Here is an 18,093-nt window from a genome sequence, read left to right on the forward strand (position 1 = left end):
GAGGGACACCGGGCGTCACGGGCGGACCGCGGACCGGGCTCCTCCCCTACCGTCGAGCACGAGCCGCCCGGGGTGGGCGCAGCGGAACAGGAGCCGACGATGACCGTGACCGACGTGCGGGCCGTGCCCGAGGTGGACTACGAGGAGCTGGCGGGGCGGTTCCGGCCGCTGTTCGCCGAGATCGCGGCGGGAGCGGCGGCGCGGGAGAGCGCACGCGAGCTGCCGGTCGCGCAGATCCGAGCGCTGGCGGACGCCGGGTTCGGCGCGGTGCGCGTGCCGCTGGAGTCCGGCGGGGCCGGCGCGAGCCTCCCCCAGCTGTTCCGCCTGCTGACGGAGCTGGCCGCCGCCGACTCCAACCTGCCCCAGGCGCTCCGCGGCCACTTCGCCCTGGTCGAGGACCGGCTGCTCGCGACCGACGGGACCCGCGAGCGCTGGCTCCGGCGCTTCGCCGACGGCGAGCTCGGCGGCAACGCCTGGACCGAGGTCGGCACGGTCGCGATCGGCGACGTGCAGACGAAGGTCGCTCCGGTCGAGGGCGACCCGACGCGGTTCACGGTGACCGGCACGAAGTACTACTCCACCGGCAGCGTCTTCGCCGACTGGATCGACACCTTCGCCCAGCGCACCGACACCGGGCAGAAGGTGATCGCGATCGTCGACGCTCGCCAGGCGGGCGTCGAGCACGCCGACGACTGGGACGGCTTCGGCCAGCGCACCACAGGCTCGGGGACGAGCACCTTCACGGAGGCGGTGGTCGCGGCCGAGGACGTGATCGACTTCGAGACCCGGTTCCGCTACCAGACCGCGTTCTACCAGGCGGTGCTGCTGGCCGTGCTGGCGGGCTCGATCGCGGGGGCCGAGCGCGAGATCGCAGCCGAGGTGCGGGCGCGGACCCGGATCTTCTCGCACGGGAACGCCGAGTCGTTCGCGGCGGATCCGCAGATCCTGCAGGTGGTGGGACAGGTCTCGGCCGCCGCCTATGCGGGAGCGGCGATCGTGGAGCGCGCGGCGGTCGCGCTGCAGCGGGCGCACGACGCGGCCCTCGACGGCGACCCGCTCGAGGACGAGCGGCAGAACGACCTCGCCGAGCTCGAGACGGCGCAGGCCCAGATCGTCCTGACGCAACTGGCCACCCGGGCGACCTCCGACCTCTTCGACGCGCTGGGCGCCTCCGGGGTGAGCACCCGCAAGAACCTCGACCGGCACTGGCGCAACGCGCGCACGGCCGCGAGCCACAATCCGTGGGTGTTCAAGGCGCGGATCGTCGGCGACCACGCGGTCAACGGCACCGTGCCGCCGCGGGTCTGGGCGATCGGCGCGGGGCCGAAGCGGTAGTCGCCTCGGCGCCGGCCGGGGGCGGTGGACAGCCGGCGAGAGCGGAGGAGAGGATCGAGGGGGCGGCGACGCGGCCGCCGCGGACGAGGGGGCTCGCGATGATCCGGACGACGACCGCGAGGGGCGCTGGTGCGCTGCTCGCTTGCGCGGCGGGGCTGCTCGCGCTGAGCGGCTGCACGGGAAGCGCCGACGAGGGGACCGCCCCGACGACCGCTCCACCGCTGGTCTCGAGCGCACCGACGACGAGCAGTGCCGTGCCGACCGCGAGCGCCGGCAGCGCGACTCCGCTGCCCACCGCGACCCCGGCCACCGCCCTGCTCCCCTGCGAGGACCTGCTCACCGCTGAGGAGGAGGCGTCGCTCGCCGAGGACGGTCTCGCCCTCGCGCCCGAGGCGACGGCGTACGACGTCGACTACCCCGTCGTGCAGGAGATCGCCGAGGACGGGGTGCTCTGCCGGTGGACCGGCCAGGGCGACGTGTCGGTCGTGGTCGGGCAGCTGGCGGTCCCGGACGCGGAGTGGCCTGACCGGAGCGCCGTGCTCCTCGCCGACGGGTTCACCGCCGACGACACCGCGGCTCCGGGCTTCCTCGACGGGCCCGACGGACCGGACGAGAGCTACCCCGGCCGCGGCGTCCTCCACCGCGACGGCGTCCTCTACTACGTGAGCTACTCCGGGATCGTCGGCTCGATCGTGCCGCTCTCCGACTGAGGCGGCGGATCGACGACCCAGGGCGGGCGCCCGTGGTCGGCGCTGCTCCCCGTCGTCAGCTGCTCACCGTGGTGGTCGAACGACAGCGGGGCTCCCGCCTCGGCGCACTCACGGCCGATCAGGTCCATGGCGTTCCAGAAGTACTCGCTCGCTCGTCGATCCCCGGAGATCGTGGAGAGCAGATTGCTCGTGGCGAGACGAGCAGCGTCGGATGCGATCGAGTTCGAGTAGCTTTTGTCGAAGCCCTCGAGGGCTTCGCGAAACGGTGGACGCAGAACGGGATCGAGTTCCGGCGCGTAGTCGTTCCACGCGCGCTCGAGCGGGACGCAGGGAGCGGCCTGCTGATCGCCTCCCGGCTCGGTGCAGCCCACGAGGAGCAGCACGGATACGAGTACCGCCGATGAGGCGGTCGTGCGGTCCACCATCGTTCATCGCTCGATGTGCATCGTCCCCGTCATCAGAGCACGCAGGCCGTCTTGCGGTATTCCGGGGCACTGGTCTCGACGATGTGATCGCAGGTCGAGACGCCGGTGTACCACTTCACGCACCCCCCTTGAAACTCGTCCTCGCAGTTCTTGTTCGGCTGAATCGGAGCGGCCGAGGCCACCTGCGCCCCGAGAACCGACGTCAGCGCCAGCGTGACGACGGCGAGACCGGACCCGAACCACAGAGAACTCTTCATGACGTCTCCTCATTCGCCGGCAGATCCGCCGGGTCCTGGGACCGTATCCATCGCGGAGAGGGCGTCGGACGGTCGGCGCGAACTCGACACATCGAGGCGCGGGCCGGGCCCTCGAGAGGGGGTAGCGTCGACAGGTGCGATTCCCGTGGCGTTCCCGAGACAGCGAGCGACTGCCGCGGGACGTGCTCGTGCTGGGGGTCGTCGCCTTCTTCGTGATGCTGGGGTTCGGCGTCGTCGTGCCGGTGCTGCCGACCTACGTGCGCAGCTTCGGCGTCGACTACACGGCGGTCGGCGCGGTCGTCTCGGCGTTCGCGCTGATGCGGCTGGTCGCGAATCCGTTCGTGGGGCCGCTGGTCGACCGGTTCGGCGAGCGGGTCGTGCTCGCCGTCGGCATCGGCATCGTCGCGCTCTCCTCGGCGCTGGTCGGCTTCGCCTCCGACTACCCGCACCTCCTCCTGCTGCGCGGGGCCGGCGGCATCGGCTCCGCGATGTTCTCCGTCGCGGCGATGACGCTCCTCCTGCGCACCGCGAGCCCGGAGCGGCGCGGCCGCTCGATCGGCTTCTACCAGGGCGGCTTCCTGCTCGGCGGCATGGCGGGCCCCGCGGTGGGCGGCGTGCTCACGGCGATCTCACTCACGGCCCCCTTCTTCTTCTACGCCGGCACGCTCGCGATCGCGGGGCTCGTCGGGCTGATCCTGCTGCAGCGGCCGGAGCGCGACGCGGCACCGTCCGCCGCGGCGAGGACGAAGCCGCTGCGCGAGGTGGCCCGCGACCGCCGGTACCAGAGCGCGGTGCTGGCGAACTTCGCCCTCGGCTGGTCGGCGATGGGAGTCCGCGCAACGCTCGTCCCCGTGCTCGTCGTCGAGGGGCTCGGCGGGCAGCCCGCCTGGACCGGCATCGCCTTCGCGATCGCCGCGGTGGTGCAGACGATCGCGCTAGCGCCCGCCGGCCGCTTCGTCGACACGGTCGGCCGGCGCCCGGCGCTGATCGGCGGATTCTCCGCCGCGGCGGTGGCGATGCTGGCGATGCCGTTCGTCTCGGAGCTGTGGCTGCTCGTCGTGCTGCTCTGCGTCTACGGAGCGGCGGCCGCCTTCATGGGCACGGCCCCGGGCGCGCTGGTCGGCGACGCGGCGGGCGAGCGCGGCGGCAAGCCGGTCTCGGTGTTCCAGGCCGCGTCCGACCTGGGCGGCGTGATCGGGCCGCTGCTCGCAGGCGCTCTCGCCGACGCCGCATCGCCGACCGCGGCCTTCGCCTCCGCCTTCGTGCTGCTGGCGGCGAGCGCGCTGCTCGGCCTGCGGATCCCGCGCTCGCGGATCGCCTAGCTGTTCCGCCCGCGGGCGTCGACGGGCCAGACGGCGCCGCCGCCGTCGCGGAGGAGGACGCGGTACTCGTCGGCCAGGTTCACCGCGACGCAGACGTGGTTCGGCGCGATCCGCACCCGCGTCCCCACGGGCAGGTCGACACCGGTGATCGTCGCATGGTGCTCCGAGAGCACCGGGATGCGCGCCTCCGGGTGCTCCGGGAGGCGGCCGAAGCCGCTCGAGGCCGCGCCACGATCGGAGGAGAGCACCTTGCTGCCCGCGTCGGCGATCAGGTGGTCGCCGCGGCGGGACACGATCGTGGCGAGGACGGTGACGGCGATGTCCTCGGGCGTCATCGTGCCGATCTCCCACTGCTGGGCGTCGCCGAGGGCCGAGACCCCGGGGCGCAGCTCCGTGAGCACCGAGGAGTCGGCGAACGCTGCCGAGGGGGTCGAGCCTCCGCTGACCACGCGGGCCTCGACTCCGGACGCCGCGAGCGACGCGACCGACTCGGCGAGCGCGCGCGCCTCGTCGCGGGCGGCCGCCGCTCCGTTGCCGGCCGCGTAGCTGTGGCCGGGGAAGGTGAAGACGCCGGCGACGTCGAGCCCGGCCGAGACGGCGGCCGCGGCGATCGCGCCGGCCTCGGCGGGGAGCACGCCGCTGCGGTGGTGGCCGGAATCGATCTCGACGACGACCTCGAGCCCCTCGCGCTCGGGCAGGGCCGCGGCCAGGCGCTCGGCCGACTCCGCCGAGTCGACGCCGACCCGCACGCGGGCGCTCACGAGGACGTGGCGGAGCCGCCCGGCGCGCTCGGCGTCGAGCCAGAGCGGGTAGGCGATGAAGAGGTCGCGGATCCCTCCCGCGGCGAAGACCTCGGCCTCCGAGACGGTCGCAACGGTGAGCCCGACGGCCCCTGCGGCGAGCTGGCGCCGGGCGATCTCGAGCGACTTGTGCGTCTTCGCGTGGGGGCGGAGCGCCAGACCCCGCTCGCGGGCCGCCGCGGCGACGGCGGCGATGTCGCGGTCGAGCACCGCCTCGTCGAGCACCAGCGCCGGAGTGGCGAGAGCGTCGAGCACGGCGGAGCGGGCGGAGGAGTCGGCGGCGGCGGTATCGACGGTCACGCGCCGAGCCTAGGCCGCACCACCGGCCCGCGTCCCGCCGTGAGGGCGGCCTCGGGCCGGTCCGCCGCCGGTCATCGCGCCCCGAGGAAGGGCCCGCGGAGGGATCCCGTCGAGCACGACACCGCGTCGACCTCGGAGGCGGCCGCGCCGCTCCGACACCGTCTTCCGGATCGCCCACCTCTCCGCCGGAACGCTCGCGACGACGCTCCTGGGCTTCGGCGTGGTCGGGCTGAGCACTCTCGTCCACTGACCGTTCATCCTCCGCGGGATGCGGGGAGGACCCCGGCGCTGCCAGGCTGAGCGGATGACTCCGCAGTCCTCCCGCCTCCGGCCCTTCGGCCCGTCCGGCGCCACCGTCACCCGGCTGACCCTCGGCACCTCCTGGCGCCCCGAGCGCGTCGCCGACCTCGACCGGGTGCCGGCCCTCGAGCGCGTCCTCGACTCCGACGCCGCCACCCGCGCCGTCTCCGTCGTCGACACGTCCAACGAGTACGCCGGCGGCCACAGCGAGCGCCTGATCGGCGAGGCCCTGCAGGCCCGCGGCGGCGTCCCCGAGGGGATCACCGTGGTCACCAAGCTCGACCGCGACCCGAGCACCGGCAGCTACTCGGCCGAGCGGATGCGCCGCAGCCTCGACGAGAGCCGCGAGCGCCTCGGGATGGACGTCCTCCCCCTGCTCTACCTGCACGACCCGGAGCGCATCTCGTACGACGAGGCCTTCGCCGAGGACGGCCCGGTCCGCGCGCTCGTCGCGATGAAGGAGGCGGGCGTCGCCCTCTCGATCGGGATCTCGGGCGGACCCGCGCCGATGCTGCGCCACTACGTCGACACCGGCCTGTTCGACGCCGTGATCACCCACAACCGCTTCACGCTCGTCGACCGCTCCTCCGAGGAGCTGATCGGCGCGTCCGTCGACCGCGGCGTGATCGTCGTCAACGCGGCGGTCTACGGCGGAGGCGCCCTCGCGCGCTGGCCGGAGCCGGTCGCCTCCTACGCCTACCGGCCGGCGCCGCGCGAGATCGTCGACGCCGTCGCGGCGATGGGAGCGGCCTGCGAGCGGGCGGGCGTGCCGCTCGCCGCCGCCGCGCTGCAGTTCTCGACGCGCGACCCCCGCGTGACGACGACGGTCGTCGGCGCCACCTCCGCCGAGCACTACGACTCCTTCGTGGCCGACGACGCGCTCGAGATCCCCGACGCGCTGTTCGAGGAGCTGGAGTCGCTCGCTCCGCCGAGCACCGTCTGGCAGGACGCGCCCGGGGCGACCTGGCCGCGCTGATCCGGGCATAGCCGGGCTCTCCTCCCGGTTGAAGCACGTGACCCCCTCCGCGAGATGCCGCCGGCGTGCGCCCTCACCGGCGTATCGCCTACCGAAGCGGCGTTCCGCGGAGAAGCACGACAGGAGAGACATGACCGACACCGCCTTGTTCCAGCCGCTGACGCTCCGCTCGAGGACCGCGCGCAACCGCCTCTGGGCGGCACCGATGTGCCAGTACTCGGTGGAGGCGCAGGACGGCGTGCCCACCTCGTGGCACCTCGTGCACCTCGGCGGGCTCGCGCGCGGCGGATCGGGCGTCGTCATCGCAGAGGCCACCGCCGTCGTCCCCGAGGGGCGGATCAGCCCCTGGGACACGGGGCTGTGGAACGACGAGCAGCGCGACGCCTGGGCTCCGATCGTCGATTTCGTGCACGGACAGGGCGCGCTCGCGGGCGTGCAGCTCGCCCACGCGGGCCGGAAGGCGTCGACCTACCGCGAGTGGAGCGGACGCGGATCCGTGCCGCTGGAGGACGGCGGCTGGCCGACCGTCGCTCCCTCGGCCGTCGCGTTCGAGGGCTACGCGGAGCCGCGCGAGCTGGCCGCGGAGGAGCTGCCCGGCCTCGTCGAGGCGTTCCGCGCCTCCGCCCGCCGCGCCGCGGACGCCGGCTTCGACGTGATCGAGCTGCACGCCGCGCACGGGTACCTGCTCCATCAGTTCCTGTCGCCGCTCTCGAACACCCGCGAGGACTCCTACGGCGGCTCGCTCGAGAACCGGGCGCGCCTGCTGCTCGAGGTCGTCCGCGCGGTCCGCGCCGAGATCGGGGAGCTCGTGCTGCTCGTCCGCTTCTCCGCGACCGACTGGGCCGAGGGCGGCTGGACACTGGAGGAGACGATCACCGTCTCGGAGTGGGCGCGCGCCGAGGGCGTGGACCTCTTCGACGTGTCGACCGGCGGACTCGTGCACGCCAGCATCCCGGTGGCGCCGCTCTACCAGGTGCCGTTCGCGCGCGACCTGCGGAAGGCGACCGGTACGCTGGTCGGCGCCGTGGGACTCATCACCACGGCGGAGCAGGCGGAGGGCGTGGTCGCGAACGGCGACGCCGACGTCGTGCTGCTCGCCCGCGAGCTGCTGCGCGACCCGAACGCTCCGGTGCGGATGGCGCACGAGCTCGGCGCGGACCTGCCGGTGCCGCCGCAGTACACCCGGGCCTGGCGCTGAGCCTTCAACCGCGAGATGCCACCTGTGCGCACGCCTCGTGGCGTGTCATGTGCACAAGTGGCATCTCGCGGAGGAGAGCGGTCGGGCTCCCCGGAGGAGAGCGTCAGCTCTCGGAGGGCTCCTCGGGAGCGTCCTCCTCGGGGTTGAAGTGCGAGTCTCCGGAGACCCCCACCGCCAGCCCGTCCTCGGAGTGCGGGATGGTCTCGTCGTCGCCGAGACCGTTCGCCTTCTTCTCGCCTTCGGACGAGGTGGCTGCGTCGGTCACGGCTCAGGCCTCGACGTCGCCGCGCCAGGCACCGTCGGGGGTGCCCTGCTTCTCGATGTACTCCTTGAAGTTGTTCAGGTCCTTCTTCACGGCGTGGCTGCCGGCGCCGACGAGCGAGCCGAGCGTCTCGAGGAAGCCCTTCGGCTCCCAGTCGAGCTGCACGGTGACGCGGGTCTCGGTGTCGGAGAGCTTGTGGAAGGTGACGACGCCCGCGTGGTCGGTCTCGCCGCCGGTGCTGTTCCACGCGACGCGCTCGTCGGGGTGCTGCTCGGTGATGTTCGCCTCGAACTCGCGCTCGACGGGGCCGACCTTCACCTTCCAGACGGTGAGGGTGTCGGTGACCTGCTGGATCGACTCGACCTCGTCGAGGAAGCGCGGGAACTCCTCGAACTGGGTCCACTGGTTGTAGGCGACGGACACGGGGACGTTGACGTCGACGGTCTCGATGATCTGCGGCACGGTGGTGCTCCTTGCTGTCTCACTCGGTGTGCGGCGTTCCGCTGCTGCGGTCGTCACGCTCGACGTTAGGCGGGAGCCGCCTGGGAGCGCACCGGGTTGCGGACTGACCCGAACGTGGTAAGCGAGGGCGCTGCTCCGGCGGGCGTGCCGAGACGGCTCCGTCGGGCGCCGGGACGCCGCCGTGCGCGCTGGGACGGCCGCGGGAGGGCGGCGTCCGGACGGCACGGCGGCGTCTCGGAGCAGCAGGACGGAGCTGGCCGCGGTCAGCGGTCCTGCGGGTCGCCGCCGAGCTGGCCGATGGCGGGGAGGGGGCCGCCGTCGTCGGCGCCGGTGCGGCGCCAGCGGGCGATGGCGTTGCCCAGGTGGTAGATCACGAGGGCGGCGCCGGCGCCGAGGACGATGCCGCCGAGCTCGAAGCCGCCGGAGGAGAACGAGAAGCCGGCGATCGCGATCACGAGGGAGACCGCGGCGGTGTACTGGTTGACCGGGCGCGAGAAGTCGACGCGGTTGTCGATCCAGATCTTGATGCCGATCACGCCGATCAGGCCGTAGAGCGCAGTGGTCGCGCCGCCCAGGACACCGGCCGGGATCGAATTGAAGACGGCGCCGACCTTGGGCGAGAGGCTGAGCAGGATCGCAGTGACGCCGGCGACCCAGTAGGCGGCTGTCGAGTACACGCGGGTGGCCGCCATCACTCCGATGTTCTCGCCGTAGGTCGTGGTGCCGGAGCCGCCGAAGGCGCCGGAGAGGGTGGTCGCCACACCGTCCGCGATCAGGGCCCGGCCGGTGCTGGCGTTGGCGGAGGCGTCGGTCATCGTCGCGACGCCGCGGACGTGGCCGACGTTCTCGGCGATGAGGACGAGCACGACAGGCAGGAACATCGCGATGCCCGACCACGTGGATCCGGAGGCGAAGTCGGGGAAGGTGAACGGCGGCAGCCCGAACCAGTCGGCCGCACCGACCGCGGAGTAGTCGATCTCGTTCCGGAGCAGGGCGACGACGTAGCCGATGACCACGCCGAGGAAGATCGAGACGCGGCCGAGGAAACCGCGGAGGAACACGCTCGACAGGATGATCGCGGCGAGCGTGATCGTCCCGGTGATCGGCGCCTGCTTGAAGCTGAGGTACGCGGTCGGAGCCAGGTTGAACCCGATCAGGGCCACGATCGCGCCGGCGACGACCGGCGGCATCAGCCTGTCGATCCAGCCCAGGCCGACGACCTGCACGAGGACGCCGACGGCAGCCAGGAGGAGGCCCACGGCGACGACTCCGGCGAGCGCCGACCCCGTCCCTCCGACGGCGGTCGCGGCGGTGACGGGCGCGATGAACGCGAAGCTCGAGCCGAGGTAGCTGGGGAGCCGGTTGCGCGTGATCAGGAGGAACAGCAGCGTCCCGACTCCGGAGAAGAGCAGGGTCGTGGCGACCGGGAACCCGGTGAGCACGGGCACGAGGAACGTCGCTCCGAACATGGCGACGACGTGCTGGATTCCGATGGCGATCGTGGCCGGCCAGGCGAGCCGCTCGCCGGGGGCGACGACGGCGCCGGGCTCGACGGTGCGGCCGTCTCCGTGCAGGGTCCAGATGGGCATGGGGCTCCTCGGCGGGGAAGGGAGGCGGGGGTCGACGTTCACAGTAGCGAGGGGTCTGGCCGTGCCGCGGCACCCGACCTACGATCGGGCCATGGACGGAGCGCGGCGTCTCGGCGAGGAGGAGTTCTCCGCGCACCTCGCCGAGCGGGTCGCGCGGATCCGCGGGTCGTTCGGCGACCTCCCGCTCTGGGCGGTCTCGGGCTGGAGCGGTCCGCGCCTGCTGGCGGAGTGGACGCTGACGGGCGGCCCCCGGGGGCTCTCGTTCCTCGCCGACGAGGCGGTCCCGGGCGGGCCGGGGCCCTCCGTCGAGATCCGCACGACCCTCGGCGATCCGCGGCACGACGTCGCGCTGCTCTGCTGCCGGGAGGAGGCGCCCGTCTCGTTCGTGCAGCCGGAGGCGCTGCCCGCTCCTACGCGGATCGCGGAGATCCCCGTCGACGGGGCTCCGGAGCCCTTCGAGGTGTGGGAGGGAGCCGGGGCCGTGCGCGCGGCCGCGTGGGTGCGCGGGCACGTCCTCACGCTGGAGTGCCGCGGAGTCGATCTGGACGCTCTCGCGCTGGACGAGGTGGACGACATCGAGCCGTTCGTGGCCGGCTGGCTGGAGTTCGTCGGCGCCTCGCGGCGTTGAGCGACGACCCGCGCTCCCGCGCTGCTGGGAGAGCGCGGAGTCCCACCCGGCGCGCCGGTGAAAGATGTGCGCCGATCCCGGACAGGAGGGAGCATGAGGCACATGCCAGCTCCCCTCGCGGGTCCCGACCGGTTCGCCGCGGTCGCCGCCGCGGTCGCCGATCCCGTCCGCCGCTACCTCTGGCGGCGCACCGACTCCGCCACCGCCGACGACGTGCTCGCCGCGACGCTCTCGGTGCTCTGGCGCCGCAGCGCCGACGTGCCCGAGGACGACCCGGTGCCGTGGGCGATCGGCGTCGCCCGGCTCCAGCTGCAGAACGCCCGGCGGATGCAGCGCCGCCAGGTCATGCTCGCCCAGCGGATCGCGGTCGTCGATCCGCCCCAGGTGCAGATCGACGAGGGCGAGGCGTCGGGCGCGGAGGAGACCGTGCGCCTCGTGCTCGCCCGGATGCGCGAGCAGGACGCCGAGCTGCTGCGCCTCTGGGCGTGGGAGGAGCTCGACGTCCGCGGGATCGCCGCGGTCCTCGGAGTCACGGCGAACGCCGTCTCGATCCGCCTCCATCGCGCGCGGCGCCGCTTCGCCGAGCTCTACGACTCCGCCGACCCGCACGCGCCCGAAGGGGGACTCCGATGACCGGAACCGACGACGAGGACGTCCGCCGCCTCCTCCGCACGGTCGACCCCGCGCGGAGCCTCCCCGCGCTCGACCGCGGCGAGCTCGCCGAGCAGATCGCCGCCGCGACGGGCGAGGGCACGCGGACGGTGCACTCCCGCCGCCGCTCCCCCTGGCTGATCGTGGGAGTCGGCGCGCTGAGCGCCGGGGCCGCCGCCTCCCTCCTGCTGCCCTTCGCGCTCGGCGTGGGCGGGGGCAGCACCTCGACGCTGATCCTGCCGAGCACGGGCGGGCCGATGGCCGCGTGCTCGCCGGTGACGGCCGCCGCGCTGGCCCCCGCTCAGCTCGCGTTCCGGGCCGAGGTCCGCTCGATCGACGGGAGCACCGTCACCCTGCACGTGCTCGAGCGCTACGCGGGCGAGGTCGGCGACGGCGTCACGGTCACCCAGGGCAGGGAGACGGCGGTGGACGGGGCCCCGATCGTGTTCGAGACCGGGGTCGACTACCTGGTCGCGGCCGACGGCGACACGATCCTGACCTGCGGCCTCAGCGGCGAGAGCTCCCCCGAGCTCGCGGCGCTGTACCAGGAGGCGTTCTCGCGGCAGTAGGCGGAGGCGGGTAGCGGTCCGCGCGGGCGGTGGCAAGGGCCTCCCCGATCGGGGGGAGCGGCGCGCAGGCTGAGGCATGGGCCTCCCGGCCCTCCCCCTCCGGTCGCCCGGCGGCGCCCGCGGGCCCTCGGCGACGCCGCCCCGCCCGCCCCGCAGGAGGCCCGCATGCCGGTGTTCCGGCTCCTCGAACCGCTCCACGCCGCCGGTGTCGCGCTCGCCGACCTCGCGAGCGATCGGCTCCGCCTCCACGGCGACGGCTCCGACGTCCGCATCACCGCGGTGACCGTCGCGCACACCGAAGCGGGCCCCGGCGCCCTCTTCGCCGCGCTCCCCGGGAGGAGGAGCCACGGGGCCCGGTTCGCGGCCGACGCGGCGGCGGCAGGAGCGGTCGCCGTGCTCACCGACGCGGGCGGGCTCGACGAGGCGCGCGCCTCCGGACTGCCCGTCCTCCTCAGCGACGACCCCCGCACCGCCCTCGGCCCGGTCGCCGCGCAGGTGTACGGCACGAGGAGCGGACCGGTGCTCCTCGGCGTGACCGGCACCAACGGCAAGACCAGCACCGTGCACCTCCTCGACGCGGTGCTCCGGCAGCTGAGCGTCGTCTCGGGGCTGAGCTCCACCGCCGAGCGCCGCAGCGCCGACCACGTGGTCGCCAGCCGCCTCACGACGCCCGAGGCCTCCGAGCTGCACGCGCTCCTGGCCCGGATGGCGGAGGACGGCGTCGAGGCGGCGGCGATCGAGGTCAGCGCTCAGGCGCTCGTGCGCTCCCGGATGGAGGGGATCGTGCTCGACGTCGCCGGGTTCACCAACCTCAGCCACGACCACCTCGACGACTTCGGCGACCTGGACGAGTACCTCCGCGCCAAGCAGCGCCTGTTCACGCCCGAGCGGAGCCGCCGCGGCGTCGTGGTCGTCGACACCGAGGCGGGGCGCCGGGTCGCCCGCGAGGCCTCCGTCCCGGTCGTCACGCTCTCGGCCGGAGACGGAGCCGACTGGCGGATCGACGTGCTCGAGACCGCGGTCGACCGCACCCGCTTCCGGCTCACCGCCCGCGACGGCTGGTCGACGACCACCTCCGTCCCGCTCCTCGGACGCCACATGGCCTCGAACGCGGCGCTCGCGCTGGTGATGCTGATCGAGGCGGGCCACGCGCGCGACCGGGTGGCCGCAGCGGTCGGCTCCGGGATCGACGTCACCGTGCCCGGGCGGACGCTGCTTGTGTCCGGCGCCGACGGGCCGCGGGTCTTCCTCGACTTCTCGCACACGCCCGACTCGGTCGCGCGCACCGTCGACGCCCTCCGCGAGGTGACGCCCGGCCGCGTGCTCGTCCTCCTCGGCGCCGACGGCGACCGCGACCCGAGCAAGCGCGCGCCGATGGGCCGGGCCGCCGCCGAGCGCGCCGACCTGGTGATCGTCACCGACCACCACCCGCGCTTCGAGGACCCCGCGCGGATCCGCCGCGCCCTGGTCGACGGCGCCCGCCGCGTCGAGCGCTGCGAGGTGCTCGAGATCGCGGAGCCGGCCGACGCCGTCCGCGCCGCCCTGCACCGGGCCGGCCCGTCCGACTCCGTCCTCTGGGTCGGCCCCGGCGACACCGACTACCGCGTGGTCGGCGCCGACGACCTCCCCTACTCGCCCCGCGCCGACACGGCCCGCGCGCTGGCCGAGGCCGGCTGGAGCGTCGACCTGCTTGACTGACCGGGTGTTCTCGACCCTCCCGGTGCGCCGCGTGCAGGCCCGACCCGAGCACCCCGCCGACCTCGCGCGGTGGCCCGCGACGCTCGCGCCCGTGCGGCAGGTGCTGGCCGAGGGCTGGGATCTCGGCCAGGTGACGGTGATCACCGGCGAGAACGGCTCGGGCAAGTCGACGCTGCTCGAGGCGGTCGCCCTCGCCTACGGGCTGAACGCGGAGGGCGGATCCACGGGTGCGATGCACTCCTCCCGCGCCTCGGAGTCGGACCTGGCCGAGCACCTCCAGCTGGTCCGCGGGGCCGGGGCGTCCAAGCGCGGCTTCTTCCTCCGCGCCGAGACGATGCACGGCTTCTTCAGCTACCTGGAGGAGGTGGGGATCGACGGCGGGTACCACGAGCGGAGCCACGGCGAGTCGTTCCTCGACATCGTGGCGAACCGCTCCCGGATCAGCGGGCTGTGGCTCCTCGACGAGCCGGAGTCGGCCCTCTCGGTGTCGGGCTGCCTCGCCCTGATCGGGCAGCTGCGCGATCTGGTCGCCGGCGGCTCGCAGGTCGTCCTCTCCACGCACTCGCCGATCCTCGCGGCCCTCCCCGGAGCCGACCTCTACGAGCTCGACGAGACGGGCCTGCGCCCCTGCCGCTACGACGACCTCGACCTGGTGCGGACCTGGCGCGGCTTCCTCGACCAGCCGGCCCGCTTCCTGCGCCGGTTGGAGTAGGTCGGAGGGCGCTCGGCCGCGCCGGAACGGGCCGTTCCTGTTCATAAGGAAGGGAGGTAAGTCGGCAGGCCGCCCCGATCTCGCGCATCCCGAGCCGCCCGGGCGAAGCCCTCCTCCGGCACGAGCACTGTCAGGCCGCGGAGGCCGCCGTCGGCCGGGCGACCCGGGGCGCCCAGCCCACCGCGATCGCGGCGCCGGCGAGCGCGAGCTGTCCGAGCGGCGGCAGGATCGCCGAGACCAGGGAGCCGTCGCCGCCGGACGTGACGAAGGTGTCGGCGACCGACATCCCGAAGCCGAACCCGGCGAAGAAGCGGAAGACGACGGCGCCGGCCACCAGGGCGAGCATGAGCACCGCGATCCGCCGCGGAGTGAGCGGCGACCTCCGGCCGACGAGGGCGCCGACCGTCACGACGATCGCGGCGGCCGTCCAGAACGCGGCCCACCCGGTGACCCAGATCGCGTGGGAGCCGAACTCGAAGCCGTCGCGCTCGGACATGGTCGCGTAGATCTCCGCCAGGGCCACGCCGGGGACCTTCGCCTGCGGATTCCAGACCAGCAGATCCACCGCGCCCACCACCGTGACAGCCGCCACGAGCGCGAGGCCCGCGAGGGCGACGGGGAGGCGCTGAGCGCGGGTCGCCGTCCGCGGTGCGAGGGCGATGGTCCGCGAGCCGCCGAGGACGATCGCCCCGCAGACGAGTCCGGCGAGGGAGACGGGCAGGCCGACGAGGGCGAGGGGTCCGGGGAGGAGGAGGCCGGCCGCGGTGAGCACCGGGCCGACGACGGCCGCGACCAGGGAGATCCGCGCGAGCACCGTGCGGGCCGACGCCGCGGCGCCGAGGAGGTGGATCGCGCCGAGGACCGCGACCGCGACGGCGGCGACGAGCACCGCGGTCTGCACGGCGCCGACGGCGGCCAGGGCTGTGTCGGAGGCGGCACCCGGCTCGGGGACGATCCCCCCGCCGGTCAGCGCGATGCCGCTGAGCATCAGCGCGGCCGCGGCGAAGAGCGCGAGTCCGCGGCGGGCGAGGCGGCGCGGGAGCGTGCCCCGCGCTTCGCCGGTGTGCGCGGGCAGGTCGCGGTCGACGCTCACCAGCAGGGCGAGCGCTCCGAGGACGACGCCGCGCCGGGGCAGTCCCAGCTCGGCGGCTCCGGCCAGGTCGGCCCGCCACTCCTCGAGGTAGCGCTCGCGGGCGAGCGGGGGCAGCAGCAGCGACAGGAGCCGCAGAAGCGCGCTCATGCGGTCGCCTCCGCCGCTCGCGGCGCCGTCCGCGCCGTCGACCGCATCCGCTCGACGGCGGCCCGGGCTGCCGGGGCGCCCTCCGCGGTCAGCTCGTAGAGCCGGCGACGCGGGCCGCTCCGCTCGCTCGCGGCCTCCCACTCCGAGACCACCCAGCCCGCTCCCTCGAGCCGCTCCATGATCGGGTAGACGCTGCCCGCCGGTCGCCCGGTGGCCTTGATCACGACCATGCCCCAGGTCGGGCCGTCGGCGTCGAGGAGGGTCCGGAGGACGTCCGCCGTGGCGGGCGTGAGGCGAGGGAGTGGCTGCACACGGATGACGCTACCTATGTAGAGATAGCGGGGTCAACACAGGCGGGACGGCATCTCTAAGCAATACCGCTCTCTGGATTCTCAGCTGCCTGTCAGCCTCTGACATACTCCGCAGATGACCGAGTTCAACCCCGCCGTATTCCCCGGCTCCGCCCCCTCCGCTCCGAAGAAGACCGGCAACGGGCTGGGCCTCGCCTCCCTCATCATCGGAATCCTCGCGCTCATCGGCGCCCTTATCCCGATCGTCAACTACGCCTCGGGCTTCCTCGCCTTCATCGGACTCGTCCTCGGCATCATCGGCCTCTTCCTCAAGGGCCGCTCTCGCGGCACGGCCATCGCCGGCACCGTCCTCAACGTGATCGCGCTTGTCCTCTCGATCATTCTCGCCATCGTCTACACGGCCGGATTCGCGAGCGGCGTCTCGAACGCGATCGCCACCGCGCAGGCCGAGAGCTCCGAGGCCGCTGCCGCGCCGCGGACGCTCGTCTATGAGGTCACCGGCTCGGCTACCGCGGCCTCCATCACTTGGTCGACCTACGACGGAGGAACCTCCGGCTCCGAGCAGGCCACCGGTCAGGCGCTCCCCTTCACGAAGGAGCTGCAAGTCCAGACCGGAGGCGACTTCACCTTCCAGAGCTTCACGCTGACCGCCTCGAACGGCATCGATGACGAAGGCGAGATCAGCTGCCGAATTACCCTCGACGGCGAGGTCATCGCCGAGCAGACCAGCACCGGGGCCTTCGCGTCGGCGCTCTGCTCGGCGACCCCGGAGTAGCCGCCGTGCGTAAAGCCCTTTTCCCTGCAGCTCTCAGTGCGGCAATGCTCCTCCTGACTGCCTGCACGGCTTCCGCGCCCGCAGCAGCTCCGGCCGAGTCGACGACCCCTGCACCTGCGGCGCCCGCGACACCTGCGTTCGTCGAGCTCGACACCGCACAAGCGGCGTCCCGTTATCTCGATCTCGTCTGCCCCAACAACATCGCGATCAAGAATCTGAGCGACGCCTTCTCATCCGGCGAGGACGAGCTTCTGAACGGTGGCGACCCGGACCCTTCCGGCGTGCACGCCGCTGCGTCTGCTCGGCTCGATCTGACAAGACGGACACTCACGCTCCTGGACGACTCGTACTACCACTGGCCGAGCGATGTCTCCGAGCAGATCGCGACGATCCGCGGCTCCTACATCGCCGAGATGTCCACTCTCAACACGATGGCCAACTCGGCCGATTTCAGTGACGCCTACTACTCGACGTTCCCTGAGGCCACGACTGAACAGCAGAGCGCCGGACAAGAGGTCCGCTACGCGCTGGGCATCGATCCGGACACGGTCGCCAGCTGTGTCGGGCACGAGAACGGGATCGACGCTCTGACGTCCGAGAAGGAGCAGCGGGATGCCGGAGCGTAGCGCCTGATCGAGAGGCAGCGATCGGTGGGCGCGTGTTCCCGGAGACGGTCGAAAAGGGGACCGAGGGCTCCGACGCCGACCAGGCGACGTGTTCGCAAGCGGGAGCCCTCGCGCTGACCGTCCGCCGCCGGCCCTCGCGCCGCTAGCCGGACCCCGCACGCAGAACGTCGGTCGAGAGCAGCCGCCTCCACCCTCGGGGGACGGCGGGCACTCTCGGCCGACGTTCTGCGCGCGAGCGCGGGGACTACTTGCGGAACATCCGCGCCGTGGTCTCGAAGAGGCCCTTCACGGGGCGCTGCTGCTCGCCCTGCTGGGCGCCGAGGACGATGATGACGGCGGTCAGCACGGGGATCGCCCACTGGGTGACCTTCTGCACGCGGAGGGCCGTGGTCAGCTCCTGCGAGTTCTGCTCCGACGCCTCGGTCACGCCGGGGGCGCCCTCGTCGGCGTGCTTGGCCTGCGTCGCTCCGGCGACCGCGGCGATCACCGAGGCGGCACCGGCGAGCCCGGTCACGACGGTCTTGACGACGGTGTTCGTGCGGCTCTCCTGCTGGTTGGCCAGGCGGGTCTTGTTGGCGAGGACGAGTCCGATGCCGCCGACGCCGTGGGCGGCGATCGCGGCGAGCTGCACAGGGGTCCAGCGGGCCCAGCCGTTCGAGGAGAGGCGGAGGCGCTCCGCCGGGTCGGACGAGGTGGACGCGGCGCCGTTCAGGCCGACGGCGCCCATGAGCGAGCCGCCGAACCAGGCGGCGGCTCCGAGGTCGTGGAGACTGCGGACGAGGGTGTTGCGGGAGGGCACTGGGGCCTCTTCTCTGCCGGCGGCGGACGTCGGCGGTGGTCGGCCGGTGCGGACTCCTCCGACGCTACGCGCGCCCTGGAACCGCGCACGGGGCTTGACCTCTCCCCCTCCGACACGCTCCGCTGGAGGTCACCGACCGACCCGGACC

The 18,093-nt window shown here is 73.6% G+C and carries 21 protein-coding genes; 12 read left to right on the top strand and 9 right to left on the bottom strand.

Features of this window, described 5'->3' with window-relative positions; all coding sequences use genetic code 11:
- Positions 1-99 precede the first annotated feature (99 nt).
- Complete coding sequence (locus tag C5B95_RS02870; RefSeq protein ID WP_104266703.1) at positions 100-1,335, top strand: acyl-CoA dehydrogenase family protein; 1,236 nt, start codon at positions 100-102, stop codon at positions 1,333-1,335.
- 98 nt (positions 1,336-1,433) lie between these two features.
- Positions 1,434-2,045 (top strand): hypothetical protein, encoded by a 612-nt coding sequence (locus tag C5B95_RS02875; RefSeq protein ID WP_104348418.1) that lies wholly within the window; start codon positions 1,434-1,436, stop codon positions 2,043-2,045.
- Here the strand turns inward: C5B95_RS02875 and C5B95_RS02880 are convergent.
- Together C5B95_RS02880 and C5B95_RS02885 are read right to left on the bottom strand one after the other, a co-directional pair.
- Positions 2,003-2,470 (bottom strand): hypothetical protein, encoded by a 468-nt coding sequence (locus C5B95_RS02880; protein ID WP_104348419.1) that lies wholly within the window; start codon positions 2,468-2,470, stop codon positions 2,003-2,005. The genes C5B95_RS02875 and C5B95_RS02880 overlap by 43 nt on opposite strands.
- A 32-nt stretch (positions 2,471-2,502) precedes the next feature.
- Positions 2,503-2,727 (bottom strand): hypothetical protein, encoded by a 225-nt coding sequence (locus C5B95_RS02885; protein ID WP_104348420.1) that lies wholly within the window; start codon positions 2,725-2,727, stop codon positions 2,503-2,505.
- Between the two features lie 134 nt (positions 2,728-2,861).
- On the opposite strand from C5B95_RS02885, the gene C5B95_RS02890 reads away from it, so the two are divergent.
- Positions 2,862-4,049 (top strand): MFS transporter, encoded by a 1,188-nt coding sequence (locus tag C5B95_RS02890; protein ID WP_258059753.1) that lies wholly within the window; start codon positions 2,862-2,864, stop codon positions 4,047-4,049.
- On the opposite strand, the gene C5B95_RS02895 is transcribed toward C5B95_RS02890, so the two are convergent.
- Complete coding sequence (locus C5B95_RS02895) at positions 4,046-5,149, bottom strand: alanine racemase (protein WP_258059754.1); 1,104 nt, start codon at positions 5,147-5,149, stop codon at positions 4,046-4,048. The genes C5B95_RS02890 and C5B95_RS02895 overlap by 4 nt on opposite strands.
- Positions 5,150-5,453: 304 nt before the next feature.
- Here C5B95_RS02895 and C5B95_RS02900 point away from each other — a divergent pair, with 304 nt between their 5' ends.
- Positions 5,454-6,425: an aldo/keto reductase gene (locus tag C5B95_RS02900; RefSeq protein ID WP_181067977.1), complete on the top strand. Its 972-nt coding sequence runs from the start codon at positions 5,454-5,456 to the stop codon at positions 6,423-6,425.
- Between the two features lie 130 nt (positions 6,426-6,555).
- Entirely contained in the window at positions 6,556-7,623 is a 1,068-nt protein-coding gene (locus C5B95_RS02905) for an NADH:flavin oxidoreductase/NADH oxidase (RefSeq protein ID WP_104348422.1), read from the top strand.
- 103 nt (positions 7,624-7,726) lie between these two features.
- Here C5B95_RS02905 and C5B95_RS17330 read toward each other — a convergent pair whose 3' ends face one another.
- The 3 genes from C5B95_RS17330 to C5B95_RS02915 all read right to left on the bottom strand — a co-directional run bounded on the left by C5B95_RS17330 (position 7,727) and on the right by C5B95_RS02915 (position 9,936).
- The gene (locus tag C5B95_RS17330; protein ID WP_167299017.1) at positions 7,727-7,888 is read right to left on the bottom strand and encodes a hypothetical protein; all 162 of its coding nucleotides are present in this window, start codon (positions 7,886-7,888) and stop codon (positions 7,727-7,729) included.
- A gap of 3 nt (positions 7,889-7,891) precedes the next feature.
- Positions 7,892-8,347, bottom strand: a complete 456-nt coding sequence (locus C5B95_RS02910) for an SRPBCC family protein (protein WP_104224157.1) — start codon at positions 8,345-8,347, stop codon at positions 7,892-7,894.
- Between the two features lie 263 nt (positions 8,348-8,610).
- Entirely contained in the window at positions 8,611-9,936 is a 1,326-nt protein-coding gene (locus C5B95_RS02915) for a uracil-xanthine permease family protein (protein ID WP_104225956.1), read from the bottom strand.
- Positions 9,937-10,027: 91 nt separating this feature from the next.
- On the opposite strand from C5B95_RS02915, the gene C5B95_RS02920 reads away from it, so the two are divergent.
- The 5 genes from C5B95_RS02920 (at position 10,028) to C5B95_RS02940 (ending at position 14,194) form a co-directional block, all read left to right on the top strand.
- Positions 10,028-10,564: a hypothetical protein gene (locus C5B95_RS02920; protein ID WP_104225957.1), complete on the top strand. Its 537-nt coding sequence runs from the start codon at positions 10,028-10,030 to the stop codon at positions 10,562-10,564.
- A 102-nt stretch (positions 10,565-10,666) separates the two neighbouring features.
- Positions 10,667-11,197, top strand: coding sequence for an RNA polymerase sigma factor (locus C5B95_RS02925; protein ID WP_181067978.1), 531 nt, complete (start codon positions 10,667-10,669; stop codon positions 11,195-11,197).
- Positions 11,194-11,784, top strand: a complete 591-nt coding sequence (locus C5B95_RS02930; protein ID WP_104348423.1) for a hypothetical protein — start codon at positions 11,194-11,196, stop codon at positions 11,782-11,784. Before C5B95_RS02925 ends, C5B95_RS02930 begins: the two co-directional genes overlap by 4 nt.
- Before the next feature lie 165 nt (positions 11,785-11,949).
- Complete coding sequence (locus C5B95_RS02935; protein WP_104348424.1) at positions 11,950-13,482, top strand: Mur ligase family protein; 1,533 nt, start codon at positions 11,950-11,952, stop codon at positions 13,480-13,482.
- Between the two features lie 4 nt (positions 13,483-13,486).
- A complete protein-coding gene (locus tag C5B95_RS02940) occupies positions 13,487-14,194 on the top strand; it encodes an AAA family ATPase (RefSeq protein ID WP_104268547.1) in 708 nt (235 codons plus the stop codon).
- Between the two features lie 130 nt (positions 14,195-14,324).
- Here the strand turns inward: C5B95_RS02940 and C5B95_RS17335 are convergent, their stop codons facing one another.
- Positions 14,325-15,434, bottom strand: coding sequence for a hypothetical protein (locus C5B95_RS17335; RefSeq protein ID WP_181067979.1), 1,110 nt, complete (start codon positions 15,432-15,434; stop codon positions 14,325-14,327).
- Positions 15,431-15,745: a PadR family transcriptional regulator gene (locus C5B95_RS02950; RefSeq protein ID WP_219813804.1), complete on the bottom strand. Its 315-nt coding sequence runs from the start codon at positions 15,743-15,745 to the stop codon at positions 15,431-15,433. The genes C5B95_RS17335 and C5B95_RS02950 overlap by 4 nt, the downstream gene beginning before the upstream one ends.
- Positions 15,746-15,860: 115 nt before the next feature.
- Here C5B95_RS02950 and C5B95_RS02955 point away from each other — a divergent pair, with 115 nt between their 5' ends.
- Both C5B95_RS02955 and C5B95_RS02960 read left to right on the top strand, forming a co-directional pair.
- Positions 15,861-16,520 carry an MmpS family transport accessory protein gene (locus tag C5B95_RS02955; RefSeq protein WP_104348425.1) on the top strand — a complete coding sequence of 220 codons (660 nt, stop codon included), beginning with the start codon at positions 15,861-15,863 and terminating at the stop codon, positions 16,518-16,520.
- Between the two features lie 44 nt (positions 16,521-16,564).
- A complete protein-coding gene (locus C5B95_RS02960) occupies positions 16,565-17,146 on the top strand; it encodes a hypothetical protein (protein ID WP_104257117.1) in 582 nt (193 codons plus the stop codon).
- Positions 17,147-17,390: 244 nt separating this feature from the next.
- Here C5B95_RS02960 and C5B95_RS02965 read toward each other — a convergent pair whose 3' ends face one another.
- Positions 17,391-17,945 carry a hypothetical protein gene (locus tag C5B95_RS02965; protein WP_104225093.1) on the bottom strand — a complete coding sequence of 185 codons (555 nt, stop codon included), beginning with the start codon at positions 17,943-17,945 and terminating at the stop codon, positions 17,391-17,393.
- Positions 17,946-18,093 lie beyond the last annotated feature (148 nt).

Source organism: Rathayibacter sp. AY1A7 (assembly GCF_002930845.1).
In the GTDB taxonomy this organism is placed as follows: domain Bacteria; phylum Actinomycetota; class Actinomycetes; order Actinomycetales; family Microbacteriaceae; genus Rathayibacter.